Source organism: Psychrobacter jeotgali (assembly GCF_904846315.1).
GTDB classification, from domain to species: Bacteria; Pseudomonadota; Gammaproteobacteria; order Pseudomonadales; family Moraxellaceae; genus Psychrobacter; species Psychrobacter jeotgali.
In genome coordinates this window covers 209379-225944 of sequence record NZ_CAJHAF010000001.1, presented here as the reverse complement: position 1 = coordinate 225944, position 16566 = coordinate 209379, and the positions used below count along the sequence as shown (strand labels likewise).

At 42.9% G+C, this 16566-nt stretch carries 14 protein-coding genes; 8 read left to right on the top strand and 6 right to left on the bottom strand.

Going from position 1 to position 16566, the window contains the following annotated elements:
• Nucleotides 1–251: 251 nt before the first annotated feature.
• The 4 genes from mgtE to JMX18_RS00915 all read right to left on the bottom strand — a co-directional run bounded on the left by mgtE (nt 252) and on the right by JMX18_RS00915 (nt 4010).
• Nucleotides 252–1589: a magnesium transporter gene (gene mgtE, locus JMX18_RS00930; protein ID WP_201582818.1), complete on the bottom strand. Its 1338-nt coding sequence runs from the start codon at nt 1587–1589 to the stop codon at nt 252–254.
• Nucleotides 1590–1754: 165 nt separating this feature from the next.
• Nucleotides 1755–2555 (bottom strand): 3-hydroxybutyrate dehydrogenase, encoded by an 801-nt coding sequence (locus tag JMX18_RS00925; RefSeq protein WP_201582808.1) that lies wholly within the window; start codon nt 2553–2555, stop codon nt 1755–1757.
• Nucleotides 2556–2620: 65 nt separating this feature from the next.
• Nucleotides 2621–3250 (bottom strand): CoA transferase subunit B, encoded by a 630-nt coding sequence (locus tag JMX18_RS00920; RefSeq protein ID WP_201582806.1) that lies wholly within the window; start codon nt 3248–3250, stop codon nt 2621–2623.
• 46 nt (nt 3251–3296) lie between these two features.
• Nucleotides 3297–4010, bottom strand: coding sequence for a CoA transferase subunit A (locus JMX18_RS00915; protein WP_201582804.1), 714 nt, complete (start codon nt 4008–4010; stop codon nt 3297–3299).
• A 309-nt stretch (nt 4011–4319) separates the two neighbouring features.
• On the opposite strand from JMX18_RS00915, the gene JMX18_RS00910 reads away from it, so the two are divergent.
• The 8 genes from JMX18_RS00910 to fabG all read left to right on the top strand — a co-directional run bounded on the left by JMX18_RS00910 (nt 4320) and on the right by fabG (nt 15070).
• The gene (locus JMX18_RS00910; RefSeq protein ID WP_201582803.1) at nt 4320–5789 is read left to right on the top strand and encodes a GntP family permease; all 1470 of its coding nucleotides are present in this window, start codon (nt 4320–4322) and stop codon (nt 5787–5789) included.
• 282 nt (nt 5790–6071) lie between these two features.
• Nucleotides 6072–8180: a methionine--tRNA ligase gene (gene metG / locus JMX18_RS00905; protein ID WP_406947346.1), complete on the top strand. Its 2109-nt coding sequence runs from the start codon at nt 6072–6074 to the stop codon at nt 8178–8180.
• A 308-nt stretch (nt 8181–8488) separates the two neighbouring features.
• Complete coding sequence (locus JMX18_RS00900) at nt 8489–9535, top strand: ABC transporter substrate-binding protein (RefSeq protein ID WP_201582802.1); 1047 nt, start codon at nt 8489–8491, stop codon at nt 9533–9535.
• An 81-nt stretch (nt 9536–9616) separates the two neighbouring features.
• Nucleotides 9617–10642, top strand: coding sequence for an ABC transporter substrate-binding protein (locus JMX18_RS00895; RefSeq protein WP_201582801.1), 1026 nt, complete (start codon nt 9617–9619; stop codon nt 10640–10642).
• Nucleotides 10643–10876: 234 nt separating this feature from the next.
• A complete protein-coding gene (locus JMX18_RS00890; RefSeq protein WP_201582800.1) occupies nt 10877–11776 on the top strand; it encodes an ABC transporter permease in 900 nt (299 codons plus the stop codon).
• Between the two features lie 41 nt (nt 11777–11817).
• The gene (locus JMX18_RS00885; protein ID WP_201582799.1) at nt 11818–12612 is read left to right on the top strand and encodes an ABC transporter ATP-binding protein; all 795 of its coding nucleotides are present in this window, start codon (nt 11818–11820) and stop codon (nt 12610–12612) included.
• 148 nt (nt 12613–12760) lie between these two features.
• Nucleotides 12761–14134 carry an acetyl-CoA hydrolase/transferase family protein gene (locus JMX18_RS00880; protein WP_201582798.1) on the top strand — a complete coding sequence of 458 codons (1374 nt, stop codon included), beginning with the start codon at nt 12761–12763 and terminating at the stop codon, nt 14132–14134.
• Between the two features lie 216 nt (nt 14135–14350).
• Nucleotides 14351–15070, top strand: coding sequence for a 3-oxoacyl-ACP reductase FabG (gene fabG, locus JMX18_RS00875; RefSeq protein ID WP_201582797.1), 720 nt, complete (start codon nt 14351–14353; stop codon nt 15068–15070).
• A 148-nt stretch (nt 15071–15218) separates the two neighbouring features.
• On the opposite strand, the gene JMX18_RS00870 is transcribed toward fabG, so the two are convergent.
• Together JMX18_RS00870 and JMX18_RS00865 are read right to left on the bottom strand one after the other, a co-directional pair.
• Entirely contained in the window at nt 15219–15575 is a 357-nt protein-coding gene (locus JMX18_RS00870; RefSeq protein ID WP_406947345.1) for a type II toxin-antitoxin system RelE family toxin, read from the bottom strand.
• Nucleotides 15568–16428 carry a hypothetical protein gene (locus tag JMX18_RS00865; protein ID WP_201582795.1) on the bottom strand — a complete coding sequence of 287 codons (861 nt, stop codon included), beginning with the start codon at nt 16426–16428 and terminating at the stop codon, nt 15568–15570. Before JMX18_RS00865 ends, JMX18_RS00870 begins: the two co-directional genes overlap by 8 nt.
• Nucleotides 16429–16566: the final 138 nt, after the last annotated feature.

Sequence of the window (16566 nt, the reverse complement as noted above, 5' to 3'; positions counted from 1 at the left end):
GGGCAAGCTTAGCTAACACTATAATCAAGACCTAAGTATTTAACTATATAAGTATTCAACGGTAGTCGCCAAGCTTCTAGTCAAATCCTTTTGTCATTAGCCTATAGTGTAGCTCAATTACAAGGATAAAAAAACCACAACGCCAGTAGTTGAATCCAATAGCTTAAAGCTTAGGTAGCCTATCTAAATGATTGCTTTATAAACTTTTAATTAAAAATTTAGCAAAATTTCTATTATTGCATTAGTAATTATTATAAGGGTAAAAACTGGGAAGCAATAAACAGATAAATCAGCACGCCCGAAGCATCACTTATTGAAGTAATCAAAGGAGCACTGGCTGTAGCAGGGTCAAAGCCTAGTTTATTAAGGACAAAAGGCAAGCTCATGCCAATAACACTTCCAATCATCACCACACAGACCATACTAAGCGCTAGCACTAATGACACCATAGCATCGCCACGAATATAGCCAATAAGCGCAACGGCAACCGCCATAGTAGAGCCTAGCATCAATGCCACCAGCGCTTCTCGGCCCAGTAAAGAAAACCAATCACGCATCACCACATCACCGGTTGCTAACGCACGTACCATCAAGGTAGCTGACTGGGAACCGGCGTTACCACCACTATCGACCAGTAACGGTAAGAAAAACACCAATACTAAGTTGGCAGCAATGACATCTTCGAAGTTTGCAATACTAATCCCTGATAGCAGATTACCAAACACTAAGAGCACCAACCAAAATACCCGCTTGCGATATAACACTCTAATACTGACGTCTTTTAATCGGCCGACCATAGTGGTGACACCGCCTGACTTATGGAAGTCATCGGTAGCCTCATCACTAGCAACGTCCATCGCATCGTCATGCGTCACGATGCCTACCAAGGCGCCGCGGTCATCGACAATAGGTAAAGCAATCAAGTCATAGCGAGCTACTACTTTGGCCACATCTTCTTGGTCATCATTGACATTACAGGTGACTACAGAGCTGACCATGATATCGCTAATAATCTGTTGCGGTGAGGCTAGGATTAATACTCTAAGTGACACTACTCCTAATAGCTTACGCTCATTATCGATCACATAAGCATGATAAATGGTCTCGGCATCGGGGGCTTCTAAACGTAAAGCTTCTAATGCTTGATTAACCGTCATCTGCGCCGTTAAAGTAGCGTAGTCTGAGGTCATCAAAGCACCAGCCGTACGCTCCTCATAAGCAGATAGCCGACGAATATCCTCACGCTCCGCTTGTGCTAGCGCGGGCAATAGAGCATCTCGCTGCTTTTGGTTGAGGTGTTTATACAAGTCGGTGCGTTCATCAGCTGGCATTTCCCCCACTAGTATCGCCATACTATCGCGTGGAAACTCATGCGCCATAGCTACTTGAATGTCAGGCTCTAAGTAGGAAAATACTGTAGAACGATTGGGCAAACGCTCCAGCAGCTGCCAAGCAAACTTGGGCTCAATAAATGCTAATATGTCTGCAATGTCAATAGGTCGCAGATGCAGAACCTCTGAGACAGATTGGTCAAATTGTTGTTGTTGAATGGCACGGCTTAATTTTAGTGCAAGGGCTTCGTGGTTCATTGTATTACTCCGTGCAACCCAAATGGTGCAAAGGTCCTAATGAAAAAGAGCCAATGTCATTGGCTCAAATCAATGCTTCTATAAAGTGAAACAAGATGCTAATCGATTCATGTTTCATTATCAAGTAGCTGACTGTGAAAACCATCTAATGCTCATTAGAAAACATTAATTCATAAACCAACCATGACTGGCAACAATAGACTGTCCGGTAAATACATTGCTAGGAAAAGCGGCCAAAAACAATGCCAATTGTGCAATATCATCAACGGTAGTGAACTCTTTATCCACCGTATTGACTAGCATAATATCATTGACTACAGACTCTTCGCTGATACCTTTTTCTGCCGCTTGCTGCGGGATTTGCTTTTCAACCAAGGGGGTCTTTACAAAGCCTGGACAAATCACATGCGCTCGAACATTATGCTCAGCGCCTTCTTTTGCTAATACTCGGCATAGGCCAAGTAAGCCATGCTTGGCAGTGACGTAAGGCGCTTTATACATAGAGGCTTCATGCGAATGCACTGAGCCCATATAAATAACCGTACCGCCTTTATCATCTTTATACATGTGCTGTACAGCGGCTTTGGTGGTTAAAAACGCACCGTCTAGATGGATAGCAAGCATCTTTTTCCAATCATCAAACGCCATTTTACTAATGGGATTGATAATTTGAATACCGGCGTTAGAAACCAGAATATCAATACTGCCAAAGGTATCTACTAGTTGTTGTACTCCTGCGTTTACTGCATCTTCAGAAGTAACATCCATCTCAATAGCGAATGCTTGTCCGCCAGCCGCTTTGATAGCAGCAACCGTTTGCTGTGCGGCGGCGAGATTGATATCAGCAATACCTACCGCTGCCCCAGCTTTGGCATAGGTTTCGGCTATATCACGCCCAATACCACTGGCAGAGCCGGTCACTAAAGCCACTTTGCCGCTTAGATCTTGTTGTAGTTGAGTCGCCATATTTTATAATCCTTTATCAAATGGCTTTATTTATTGTGCCATTTTCCTATATTTATCAGCCACCCCTATCGAATGATACTAACGGGGGTCTTTTGTTGTAACTCATCAAAACTTACACCGTCTGCAAGCTCAACCAGTTTTAGTCCTTTATCGGTGATATCTAATACCGCAAGCTCGGTGATAATACGATCAACCACGCCTTTACCCGTCAATGGCAGCTGGCACTCAGACAAGATCTTGGGGTCGCCGTGCTTATTAACCTGCTCCATCAGTACAATGACCCGCTGGACGCCTGCCACTAAATCCATAGCGCCGCCCATACCTTTAACCATCTTTTTAGGGATCATCCAGTTAGCCAGATCGCCCTGCTCTGAGACCTCCATGGCGCCCAATATCGCTAGGTTGACATGACCACCGCGAATCATCGCAAACGATTCTGAGCTACCAAAGTAACTAGCACCTGGAGCGGCGGTAACGGTTTGCTTGCCGGCATTAATCAGATCGGCGTCGACATTATCTACCGTTGGAAACTCACCTATACCTAATAGACCGTTTTCTGATTGTAGCCAAACATCAATGCCTTCAGGGATATAGTTGGCGACCAAGGTGGGTAGCCCAATACCTAAATTCACGTAATAGCCATCTTGTAGCTCTTTTGCGGCGCGCTGCGCCATCTGCTCTCTTGTCCATGCCATGTCATTATCCTTAATTTTTAATTGCTATAAACCTAAGCACTCGCAGCTAAGCATTCTCAGTTGCTTTAGTAGTGGTTTTTTCGATACGTTTTTCAGGGTTGTCGTTCAATATAATGCGCTGCACAAATATACCCGGCAAGTGAATCTCATCAGGATCAAGGGTGCCAGTTTCGACGATTTCTTCAACTTCGGCAATAGTAACTTTGCCTGCCATAGCGCAGTCTGGATTAAAGTTACGTGCGGTTTTGTTAAATATTAGATTGCCGGCTTTATCTGCTTTTTGCGCTTTGATAAGCGAGACATCAGCGGTTAGTGAATGCTCAAGCACATAAGTGCGACCTTCAAAATCGCGGGTTTCTTTGCCCTCAGCGACCAAGGTACCGACACCTGTGGCAGTATAAAATGCTGGAATGCCCGCCCCGCCTGCACGCAGCTTTTCCGCCAGAGTACCTTGGGGCGTCAGCTCTACTTCTAGCTCGCCTGCTAGGTATTGACGCTCGAATTCTTTATTTTCGCCGACATAGGATGAGATCATCTTCTTGATTTGTCGTGTTTGTAGTAGTAGCCCCAAGCCAAAGTCATCAACGCCAGCGTTATTGCTGATACAGGTTAAGTCTTTGGCCCCGCTATCACGCAGTGCTTCAATTAAGGCTTCGGGAATACCGCATAGTCCAAAGCCGCCTATAGCCAGGGTTTGTCCATCCTTTATGACCCCTTTTAAGGCTTCCTTGGCACTGTTATATACTTTTGACTGACTCACGCTTATCTCCTTATAAATTCAGCGTCCATTGATAGATAAAAAATTGATAGGTAAAAAACTATCTGCCTACGTCACTATACTTATAATACATTTTGTATCATTATAATAGTGCAATTCTAACTTAACATACTATTCTGAGAACTACTAAAAAACAAGGATGGCACAGACGCATTAATTTGAAAAGCAGATTTAATAGAGACTATTAGCAATTAAGAAAATAATTATTCGGCTGGGATCGATTTATTCTCATTGACCCCCGTTCATAATCAATTCATACTTTCTGCTTGATTCATGCCAAGGAGGGCGATCATGTTCAGTACACTTGCTATCGTTATCACTTTATTTTTACTGATGTTTTTCGCTTATCGAGGCTATTCTGTGCTGATTTTAGCACCGATTATGGCGACATTAGCGGTGTTTTTATCGGGAGACTTCTTAAGTAGTATTCCGACTTATACCGACGTCTTTATGGGTGCCTTGAGCGGATTTTTGCTGAAATTCTTCCCTATATTTTTGTTAGGGGCGCTGTTTGGACGCTTGATGGCGGATTCAGGGGCGGCAACCGCAATTGCAAAAACGGTGGTCGAAAAGCTTGGCGCTAGCAAAGCCATTCTTGCCGTAATTTTGGTCTGTGCAATCTTAACTTATGGCGGAGTGTCGTTATTTGTCGTAGCCTTTGCCATCTACCCTATTGCCAAAGACTTATTTAAAGCCGCTGACATTCCTAAACGCTTGATACCAGCCGCTATTGCGCTAGGCTCCTTTACTTTTACCATGACTGCGCTGCCCGGCACGCCTGCCATCCAAAACGCCATTCCTATCCCTTATTACAATACCAACGTCTTTGCCGCGCCTGTCTTAGGTATTATCGGCGGTACTATTATGTTTATCTGCGGTTGGTTATGGCTACAGTCACGTGCCAATAAAGCTAATGCTGCGGGTGAAGGCTACGGTCAGCATGATGATGAGGATGTCGGAGTCGGTGGCATTGATGCCAAAAAAACACCTACAGACGACCCTCAAATCAATGTTGCTCAAAGTAATCTAGCAACCCCCAGCGAGGTGCGTGATACTCGTCAAACCTCTTTTGTGGTCGCTATGATTCCGCTGGTACTGGTCATCGCCTTAAACGCTTTACTGACTTATGCTATCTTTCCATCATTAGACTTTACCACCCTGCAAACCCAGTTCCCTGATCTTAATATCGCAGGCTCTTTAGGGCTATGGTCAATTATTATCTCATTGGTTATTGCTATTTTGGTATTGATTGTCCTACGTATTGGACATTGGACTAACCTACAAAAAACCATCAACCGTGGTACTTATGACTCGATGTTACCAATTTTTAACACCGCATCAGAAGTCGGTTATGGGGCAGTTATTGCTTCACTAGCAGGCTTTCTCATTATTCGTGACAGTATCTTGAATTTAAACCCTAACAATCCTTTGATATCAGAGGCCGTAGCGATGACTACGCTTGCCGGTATTACTGGTTCATCCTCTGGGGGTTTGAGTATTGCACTATCGACATTGGGTGAGGATTATCTACGGATGGCGGTAGATGCGGGTATTGATCCCGAGCTTATGCACCGAGTGGCGGTTATGGCAGCTGGCGGCCTTGACACCCTACCGCATAGTGGTGCGGTTATTACTCTATTTGCCATCTGCGGACTAACGCATAAACAGTCTTATCTCAACTTAGCAGTAGTCACCATCATTATTCCATTGATTGCAGTAGTGGCCGTAATTGTATTAGGCACCTTATTTGGCTCTTTCTAATTTATTCTTTCTAACGGCTACTTATTGAACCTATATTGTTAACGGTACAACCCACTTGGTAGATAGCTAGGTGGGTTTTTATTATTTATCATTAAAGTCTAAAAAAGACCATAAACCCTATGAAAAATGAGTACTCCTTGCAAATATTATTGAGTTAATTACTAAGGGATATCACAAATTCAGCCAATTTACGGTATCATAGGCCCCATTATCGAATTCTAAAACTTCCAGCTTTATAACTTTATAAGCTTTAAAACCATATATCAAAATAAAGGTGATTTTGTGCGTGAGATTTTAGTAACCAGTGCGCTGCCCTACGCTAATGGCTATATACATTTAGGGCATCTTGTAGAATATATCCAAACCGATATTTGGGCACGCGCAATGAGAGCGCAAGGTCATCAGGTTACCTATGTTTGCGCCGATGATGCGCACGGTACCGCTATCATGCTCAAGGCAGAAGAAAACGGTATTACGCCTGAGGAGCAAATCGCTACTGTAAAAGCGTCACATGAAGCTGACTTTGCTAAGTTTTTGATTGAGTTTGATAATTATCACACCACCCATTCAGAAGAAAACAAACATTTTTCTGAGCTGATTTATCGTCGTCTAAACAATGCTGGCCATATCTCAACCCATGATGTCGAACAGCTTTTTGATCCGGAAAAAAAGCTGTTTTTAGCCGATCGTTTCGTTAAAGGCACCTGCCCTGAGTGTCATTCTCCTGACCAATATGGCGATAACTGTGAGGTTTGTGGCACCACTTATGATGCAACCGACCTTATCGATCCGCGCTCAACCTTGTCAGATGCAGCGCCAACCCTCAAAACTTCCAAGCATTATTTCTTTGATCTGCCAGAATTTGAGCAGTTTTTAAAGGACTGGACACGTAGTGAAAATCGCTTGCAACCTTCGGTGGTGAATAAGCTACAAGAGTGGTTCGATGCGGGTCTGGTCAGCTGGGATATCTCCCGCGATGCCCCCTACTTTGGTTTTCAGATACCCGATACGCCAAGCGATGAGCCTGATAAATATTTTTATGTTTGGCTCGATGCGCCCGTCGGCTATATGGCGAGCTTCAAGAACTTGTGCGAGCAGCGTAAGGGAACAGCTAACGAGCTTGATTTTGATCGCTACTGGGCTGAGGAAAATGAGCATAAAACGGAAGTTTACCACTTTATAGGGAAAGACATTGTCTATTTCCATGCGCTATTTTGGCCAGCGATGCTTGCTGGTAGCGAGTTTCGCACCCCAACCGGCATCTTTGCTCATGGATTTTTGATGGTCAATGGCGAGAAGATGAGTAAGTCGCGTGGCACCTTTATTAAGGCGGAAACTTACGCTGAATACTTGCATCCTGAATATTTGCGTTACTACTTTGCCAGTAAGCTGTCTGATAAAGTTGAAGATATCAACCTTGATTTAGCCGACTTTATGCAAAAGGTCAACTCCGACTTGGTCGGTAAAGTGGTCAATATTGCCAGTCGCAGTGCTGGGTTTTTGGTCAAAAAGTATGACGGCATGCTGACCGAGGTTTGCGCGGAGCCGCTTTTATTAGATGATATTACCAAGACTGGCGATGAGATTGCCGCCGCTTACGAGAATCGTGAGTTCTCAAGAGCTATGCGCCTAATCATGCAGTGCGCCGACAAGGCGAATGAGTATATTGATACTAAAAAGCCTTGGGCACTGGCTAAACTTGAAGGTACTGAGCAAGAGGTACAAGAGGTCTGCTCGGTGGCAATTAACATCTTCCGCCAGTTAATGGTTTATCTGGCGCCGGTATTGCCTGAGCTGACTGAAAACGCCAAGGCATTTTTGAATATTGATGATTTAAGCTTTGCCAGCCGTAATCAGTGGCTGCTCGGTCATAAAATCAATAAGTTCAAACCTTTGATGCAGCGTATCGATGAAAAAGATGTTAGCGCTATGATTGAAGCATCAAAAGCCTCTTTAGGTGAAGCTCAAGAATCTACCCAAGATACAAAGGCGGCGGCTCAAAAAGTGCAAAAAGAAAAAGATAGCAAAAAAGCCGCTGCTAACGACAGTCCTAAGCAAACCGACTATATCGGCATTGAAGACTTTGCCAAGGTTGAGATGAAGGTAGCAAAGGTACTATCTTGCGACTATGTAGAGGGTGCTGATAAGCTACTACAACTGACCCTAGATGTTGGCGAGGATAAACCACGTAACGTCTTTAGCGGTATTCGTAAGTTTTATGAGCCTGAGCAATTGACAGATAAAAAGGTCATTTGTGTGACTAATCTTGCGCCGCGCACCATGAAATTTGGCGTATCAGAAGGCATGGTATTGTCTGCTGGCGACCCAAAGACTTCGTTAGTCGTCATCACCCTACCCGATGAAGCTGTGGTGGGTGACTTACTGGCTTAAGCTTTTAAGCTGAAATTTAAGCTAAACTATATTATCCGTGCTGGTATTTATCTTAAAAAGAGGTGTCCTTTGCGGCATCTCTTTTTTATGGGTAATAGCACAAAAAATTAACTTATAAACATCTTAATATTACTTGATGACGACTGGGCGTTAATTTTTTATTGCGATAACTTACATTACTGTCATAATATGAACCTACTAAATAATAATTCTATTACTTTAACGTTAGCCTACTATCTCAACGTTGATTGAGCTTAAGCGCTATTGTAGCTCGGCTAACCTGCACTTTCTAATTTATGAGTCCAATAATGACTATTGCCACGACCTTACGCTTAAGTTTATATGGAGCCGCCATTAGTGCCATCAGTACCTTTGGCCTTATTGGTTGCTCAAACTCCTCGACTGAGCCTGCTGCTAGCGATAGCGCAGTCAGTACTGATAAACCTGCTAAAACCCTAGCTATTACCCAAATTGTTGAGCATCCCTCATTAGATGAAATCAGACGTGGTATCGTCGAAGAATTGGCTGACAATGGCTATGTTGAAAATCAGAACCTAACCATTAACTTTCAGAGTGCGCAAGCCAATTTGGGCACCGCAGGACAGATTGCCAAGCAGTTCGCTGGTGATAATCCGGATGCTATTGTGGCCATCTCCACCCCCTCAGCGCAGTCTTTGGTCACCTCGACCACCACTATTCCTATTATCTACACTGCTATATCTGACCCATTGGCTGCCAAGCTTATAGATGTAAACGATAAGCCTGTACAAGACAATTTGACCGGTTTATCCAGCCAGTTACCTATTGAGCCCCAGTTAGATTTGATTCAAAAAATCGCCCCTAACGCTAAAACCATCGGTTATGTTTATAGCCCAGGCGAAGCCAATTCGGTTGCCGTGCTGAATCAGCTCAAAGCGGCGGCGCCAGCTCGCGGGCTGCAGATACTAGACTTAACCGCCAATCGCCCAACTGACGTTGCCATGGCTACTCGCAGCCTCGACGGTCGAGCTGATGTTATCTACACCTCTCTAGACAATAACGTAGTCTCGGCGTTTGAGGCGATGGCAAATGCTGCTAACGAGCTAAAAATTCCAGTAATTGCTTCTGACGAATTTAGTGTTAGACGCGGGGCAACCGCCGCTCTTGGGGTCAACGATTATGACTTTGGACGGGTCACTGGCAAAATGGTCTATCGAGTATTAGATGGCGAAAAAGTCAGTAGCATTAAGCCGCAAGTTATGAATGAGCTGACTTTATATATCAGTCCTAAACATGCTAAAGCCCAAGGCGTCAACTTGCCAGCAGATATACTTAACGATGCTATTAATGTCGATACCAAGGCAGCCAATGAATAGTGCTGATTTGAATAGCTTTATTGATACTACCATTCATCACCTGTTTGTACGGATACATTATTATTTTTAGGAGTAACACTTATGTTCTATCAAAATCGCTTTGCAAAGGCCTTATTATGGGGCGGTGTATGTACCGCTATTTTGACCGGCTGTAACCAATCAGCACAAGACACCTCTAGTGTCGATGGCACTGCTGGCGATAAAGCAGTAACCACCATGCAGACCGTTTCTATTACTGCAATTGTTGAGCATCCAGCACTTGATGATGTGCGTAAAGGCGTGGTTGACGAATTGGCGGATCAAGGGTTCAATGAGGGCGAGAACTTAACGGTTAACTTTCAAAGCGCTCAAGGTAATACCGCCACTGCTGGGCAGATTGCCAAGCAATTCGTTGCCGATGGTTCAGATGTCATTGTTGCTATCGGTACGCCCTCAGCGCAATCAGTGGCAGCAGCGACCAGCACGATTCCTTTAGTGTTTTCAGCGGTTACAGACCCTATCGAAGCTAAGTTAGTGCCTAAATTAGATGGTTCCGGGACTAACGTGACCGGTGGTTCAGACGCTCTACCTTATGAGCCTCAGATTGAGCTGATGCGTCAAATTATTCCTGATTTAAAGAATGTGGGTTACGTTTATAGCCCAGGTGAAGTCAACTCTACTATTACGCTTAAGAACCTAAAAGAAAAACTTTCACCGCTCGGTATTAATGTCCACGAAGCGCCAGCACAGCGTAGCAATGATATCGCTATGGCCGCCCGTAGTCTTGAAGGTCGGGTCGATATGATCTACACTTCAACCGATAATAACGTGGTGTCAGCCTATGAGGCTTTATATCAAGTGGCTAAAGAAAGTAAAATTCCCCTTATTGCCTCTGATACCAGCTCAGTTAAGCGCGGTGCGATTGCCGCCTTAGGTGTCGATTACTATGCGCTTGGCCGCGAAACAGGTAAAATAGTAGCTCGTATTTTAAACGGTGAAAATGCCGGTGAGATTGCTGTTTATACTCCGCAAGCCCTTAATTTATATGTCAGTCCGAAAAATGCTGCTGAACAGGGTATTACCTTGCCACAAGCGCTTATTGACGAGGCCAAAGAAGTGATAGAATAGCGGCTTTTATAGAGCTGCAACTATAGCTAACAATTATAAAGGACGGCAATACTGGTTGCCGTCTGATTTTAAAACCCAGCACTAATTTAGAAGGCTGGGCTTATTATTTGAGCACTCATCTTATTGTGATATGTTTTGGTTGACCCTAACTGCAGATTACTTAATCTGTTAAATTCACCGCTGGCGTTTGAGAGTCTCTTTACTCTGCGCTTGGTTACGACTTACTGATCCCTTATGTCTCTTATTGCTTTTTTTGGTGCGCTTGAAAGTGGCCTAATTTATGGTCTTGTGGCTCTTGGCGTCCTAATCTCATTTCGGACACTTGATTTTCCTGACTTAACTGCCGATGGTAGTTTTCCCTTGGGTGGCGCGGTCGCTGGTATCTCTATTATTGCTGGTATTAATCCGTGGATAGCCTGTATCTTTGGCATGCTGGCGGGTTCCGTTGCTGGTATTGTTACCGCTTGGCTGCACGTCAAGCTCGGTATCTTACAGCTGCTCGCTAGTATTTTGGTAATGGTAGCGCTATATTCAGTCAACCTACGTATTATGGGTGCTCCAAACCTACCTTTATTAGGTGAAACTACTGTATTTAGTGGGCTGGTGTCCGACGGTAATGGTTTTTGGATGCGCTGCGTAATTATCGGCGGTGTAGTGCTATTGGCTAAGCTATTTTTAGATTGGTTTTATAGTACTGAATCTGGTCTATCTATGCGCGCTACGGGCTCTAACCTACGGATGGCACAAGCACAAGGTATTAATACCTCAAAGATGACTATCATCGGTATGGCTATCTCTAACGGCTTGATTGCTTTAGCAGGTGCGCTGTTTGTACAGACCCAAGGCGGGGCGGATATCTCTATTGGTATTGGTACTATCGTCATTGGTTTAGCCGCAGTTATCATTGGTGAAACCATTATTCCAGCCAAGCGAATTTGGCTGATCACGCTTGCAGTCATTATCGGTGCGGTGCTCTACAAGCTGTTTATTCAGGTTGCTTTATCAAGTGATACCTTACGTAGTATCGGTTTTGGACCGCAGGATTTAAACTTAATTACGGCCTTGCTGGTAGTGGTGGCGCTGGTATTACCCAAAGTTAAAACTAAGTTTTTATCTCGTAGAGTTCGTAGTTAGCTTTATGCAATCGCAACCATGAGCAGTGAGGAATAATAATTATGATGCAAGCTAAAGATTTACGCCTGACCTTTAATCCGGGCACCCCTATTGAGAACCCTGCTCTACGGGGTATCAATCTAAATATTGCTAATGGCGAATTTGTAACGGTGATTGGTACCAATGGCGCGGGTAAATCAACCTTTTTGAACGCTGTTAGTGGTACGACCAAGGTAGATAGTGGCTCCATCTTATTAAACGGCATCGATGTCACCAAAAAAACCGCCCATCAGCGTGCCCACTGGGTGGCACGAGTATTTCAAGATCCAATGGCGGGCACTTGTGAAGCATTGACCATCGAAGAAAATATGGCACTGGCCTATAAGCGTGGCGGCAAGCGCGGCTTGAGCTTTGCGCTAAACGCAAACAACCGTGATCTGTTCCGCGAAAAGTTATCAGTGCTTAAGCTTGGTCTTGAGAACCGTTTAACCGATCGCATGGGGCTATTATCGGGCGGTCAACGTCAGGCAGTCAGCTTGCTTATGGCGTCCTTGCAGCCCTCCAAGATTCTACTGCTTGATGAGCATACCGCTGCCCTTGACCCTAAGACTGCCGCTTTTGTCTTAGAATTGACTGACAAAATCGTCACCGATAACCAACTAACGACCATGATGGTTACCCACTCCATGCAACAAGCTTTAGCGCATGGCACTAGAACCGTTATGCTACACCAAGGTCAAGTGGTACTAGATGTGGCAGGCGATATCCGTAAAGGCATGACCGTCCATGATTTGCTTGATATGTTTGAGCAAACTCGCGGTGAAAAGGTTGAAGATGACAGTTTGATTTTGAGCTGATTCTAAGCTGGTTTTGGTTGTTTACTCAGATTAAAGGGAAGCCCATTCTTAGCTTTAGGAATGGGCTTTTAGCTATCTTTAATACCAGTCTTATCGGCTAAATTAATAGCATTGTAAAGACTACTCCAAGCTACTATTAGGAATATATATGAATAATAATGAAGCGGCTCATAATAAAACTACGAACAATAAAACTATCGGCAAAACTCTCAGTAAAACACTCAGTAGAAAAAGTATCAGCGTCACTGAAGCGCTAAAGCTGGTAAAAAATGACCAGCATATTGTCACCGGTCTTGGCGCTGGCGAAGCAAAACTATTTATGGAAAGTCTGCATACCATAGCAGATGACGTCGTAAACGTGACCGTTACCAATTGCTTATCCCCTTATCATCCTACCTTTTACGATAAAAAATATAAAAAATCATTCAATATTGATAGTCTATTTTTCTCACCCTCTATGCGTAAAGCTCATAAACACGGCAATGCTGAATTTGTACCCAATCATTTGCATTTAGCAGGCACCGATAGACTCAAACATATAACCCCTGATATTTATGTTGGCGTCGCTACACCGCCAGACAAGCATGGCTTTATGTCCTTATCATTGTCTAACACTTATGAAAAGCAGATGATTGCAAAAGCTAAGCTGGTTATTTTGGAGGTTAATGCCAATTATCCTAGAACCTTTGGTGATGTCGAGGTGCATATCGATGATATTGATTATATGATTGAAGTCGATTACGACGCGCCGGTATTGGCTGATATTGAGCCCAATGACAAAGATTTAAAAATTGGTGAGCTTATCGCAGAGCAGATTCAAGATGGCGATACTATCCAGCTGGGCATTGGCGGTATTCCTAACGCCGTTGCCGTCTGTCTAAGAGATAAAAAGGATTTGGGCGTACATACAGAAATGCTGACCTCAGGTATGCTGGATTTAATCGAACAAGGGGTAATCAGTGGTAAGAAAAAGTCGCTACACCCTGAAAAAGTGGTGTTTTCGTTTGCACTTGGTAGTAAGAAACTTTATGACTATTTAGACGACAATCCATCCATACTGGTACTCAACGGCGCTTACGTTATTGATCCTTATGTCATTAGTCAAAATGACAATATGGTCTCAATCAATACTGCCATAGAAGTGGACTTAACTGGGCAAGTCTGCTCTGAGTCTATCGGTCAGGTGCAATTTAGCGGCTCAGGCGGTCAGACCGACACCGCTGTCGGCGCGCAAATGGCAAAAAACGGCAGAAGTATTATTGCCCTTTATTCAACCGCTATGGTCAAAAACGACCAAGGCGAGCGTGTAGAAACCTCAAAAATTGTGACTACTTTGAAGCGCGGCGCCATCGTGACTTTATCGCGCAATAGTATCGACATGATAGCCACTGAATATGGCATGGTCAGCCTAAAAGGCACCAATGTCAAAGAGCGCATAGAACGCTTAATCTCTATCGCTCATCCCAAGTTCCGAGAAGCGCTACGTCAAGAAGCAATAGATTTCGGTATTTTGGTGGAATAAACCATAGTTTATCAAGATGTGTTGAGAATAATCTAAAATGCAATTTAATCAATCAGCCCAGCTTAACCCTATGCAAAATCAAAATGCTGGGTTTACCCCCAGTCTACGCCAACTTAGTATAGACCATGGTAAATCAACATATTTCGACAGTTAAAGTTAAGCTATAATCCACAAAAATAACTCAATGAATAATTGAAGGTTCAAAAGGAATAATGAATGCGACTTAAAGATAAAATTGCTGTGATTACTGGTGCCAGCCAAGGTATTGGTAAGCAAACCGCGCAAACCTTTTTAAAAGAAGGCGCAACGGTTATAAATTTAGATATTGGCGAGGCGGCTTGGCAGCAAGAAAACCTACATTTTAAATCAGCTGATGTGACCGATAGAGCACGTTTACAAACGGTGGTCGATGAGGTTATAGAGACCTTTGGGCATATTGATATCTTGGTTAATAACGCTGGGGTGACTAAAGATGCTTTGCTGCACAATATGACGGAGCAGATGTGGGATAGAGTCGTCGATGTCAATTTAAAAGGCGTCTTTAACGTCACCCAGCTCATTGGCCCCATCATGATGGAACAAGGCTCAGGCTCTATTGTTAATATCAGCTCAATCGTCGGCGAGGATGGTAATATTGGTCAGACCAATTATGCTGCGACCAAAGCCGGCGTTATTGCTATGGCAAAGACATGGGCGAAAGAGTTTTCAAGAAAAGGCGCAGCGGTACGGGTCAATGTGGTTGCCCCGGGATTTGCTAAGACGGACTTGATGGAAACCATACCTGATAAGGTGCTAAAGCCGATTCGGGAAAAAACCATGCTTGGACGCTTAGCAGAGCCGCAAGAGATTGCCAATGGTATCTTATTTTTGGCAAGCGATGAAGCCTCTTTTATTACGGGTCATGTCTTGGATATCAATGGCGGGCTACGGTTTTAGGAGGATAGGTCTCGACTTTAGAGATGCAGTTTTAGAAAAGTGGCTCTAAAGACGCTATTTTAGAGAAAATAGTATCTACAACTAACATTTTTAGATTAAAAAAGATCTTAATCATTTGATGTGCTTAAGACCTATAAATAATAGTTTTTTAATCCAAAATTAAGCTTACGGCATCGTTATTATAGATTTTATCAAGTCTTTTTCGGGCACTATCGTAAACTTTACTGTCTTCTCGTTTATCGATAGCCCAAATGAGAACAATAACTTTGCTATCTATCACTTGATAAACTAATCTATAGCCAGCACGCATAAGCTTAATTTTATAACATCCTTCAAGTCCGCTTAATCTGTTTTTAGGTATTTTAGGAGTCAACTGAATACTTTTGAGCTTACTTTTTAACTGTAGTTTTATACTATTATTTAATTTATTCCACTCTTTTAGCGCTTCTGGAACAATCATTAGTGTATAAGCGCTAACTTTAGGTTTTTCTACAGCATCAGACATCTAATCTCTCAAATTTAGGTTCGCTAGCCATTCTTGATTTGATTAAACTAACCAACTCTTCATCTGAATCATCTTCATACAGTTTAAAGTCAAGGGGTACTTTCTCTGGATTCACATTGATGCAGAACACCTCAATTTCATCGGCTGCAAGCTGAAATTCAATATCGTCTTCAGCAAGAATGGCATTATTAATCTCCTCTGTTAATTCTGACGCTTGTTCGGATGTCCAAAATTCATTTGAGATGATAATTTGCATAACATTTGAAGTTCTGACATCTGTATAAAGTTGCACATTAAACAGACTATCAATAACAGAAAAGGCAATCTGTAATACCTTTCTAAATGTTTTGAGTTTAACTCCTAAATCTAAATAGTTTTGCTTTTGCTCATCAATTATATGATTTAACTTATGAAAATCAGCCACATTATGATGTTTTAATACTTCAACGAAACTACCAGAGTTGTCACTAAACATTTGAGATTCAGAGATATAAGTATCTAACACTTCCGCTGCTGTTTCTGGTTTTTTAGAAAGCAAATACCTCTCAGTTTCAGACTTATACAAATCCCAGTTCCCGTACTTTTTTAAAGCGTATAATCTAATCTCTTGCAAACTATCTATAGAACCATATTGTTCAATAATATTTGTAATATAAGAGACCGCTTCTTTTGGTTTATTCATATAGCATAAGTACAAGGTTCTAGCTGCATACCCTTGAACTGGCTCAACCTTCTCTAATGCAGACACCGCTTTTTCCAATCTATTTAATTTAAATAAATCGGTAGTTTTTTTACTTTCACCAGATAGACAATCATTTAAGATTTTTACGTCAACTTGAGCTTGTACTGTCATTTTTTACCCGTATATAACTGTGGCAAATACCTGAGTACATCATAATAGTATAACTATATACAACAATCAACGGAATAAGCATTAAGCATTAAGCATTAAGCATTAAGGATAATTAACTTTAATTCGAACCAACCTACC

Bases quoted from the DNA above. Each gene is read 5' to 3' on its own strand.
- mgtE (WP_201582818.1), bottom strand. From the start codon at position 1,589: ATGAACCACGAAGCCCTTGCACTAAAATTAAGCCGTGCCATTCAACAA.
- JMX18_RS00925 (WP_201582808.1), bottom strand. From the start codon at position 2,555: ATGGCGACTCAACTACAACAAGATCTAAGCGGCAAAGTGGCTTTAGTG.
- JMX18_RS00920 (WP_201582806.1), bottom strand. From the start codon at position 3,250: ATGGCATGGACAAGAGAGCAGATGGCGCAGCGCGCCGCAAAAGAGCTA.
- JMX18_RS00910 (WP_201582803.1), top strand. From the start codon at position 4,320: ATGTTCAGTACACTTGCTATCGTTATCACTTTATTTTTACTGATGTTT.
- JMX18_RS00900 (WP_201582802.1), top strand. From the start codon at position 8,489: ATGACTATTGCCACGACCTTACGCTTAAGTTTATATGGAGCCGCCATT.
- JMX18_RS00895 (WP_201582801.1), top strand. From the start codon at position 9,617: ATGTTCTATCAAAATCGCTTTGCAAAGGCCTTATTATGGGGCGGTGTA.
- JMX18_RS00890 (WP_201582800.1), top strand. From the start codon at position 10,877: ATGTCTCTTATTGCTTTTTTTGGTGCGCTTGAAAGTGGCCTAATTTAT.
- JMX18_RS00885 (WP_201582799.1), top strand. From the start codon at position 11,818: ATGATGCAAGCTAAAGATTTACGCCTGACCTTTAATCCGGGCACCCCT.
- JMX18_RS00880 (WP_201582798.1), top strand. From the start codon at position 12,761: ATGAATAATAATGAAGCGGCTCATAATAAAACTACGAACAATAAAACT.
- fabG (WP_201582797.1), top strand. From the start codon at position 14,351: ATGCGACTTAAAGATAAAATTGCTGTGATTACTGGTGCCAGCCAAGGT.
- JMX18_RS00870 (WP_406947345.1), bottom strand. From the start codon at position 15,575: ATGTCTGATGCTGTAGAAAAACCTAAAGTTAGCGCTTATACACTAATG.
- JMX18_RS00865 (WP_201582795.1), bottom strand. From the start codon at position 16,428: ATGACAGTACAAGCTCAAGTTGACGTAAAAATCTTAAATGATTGTCTA.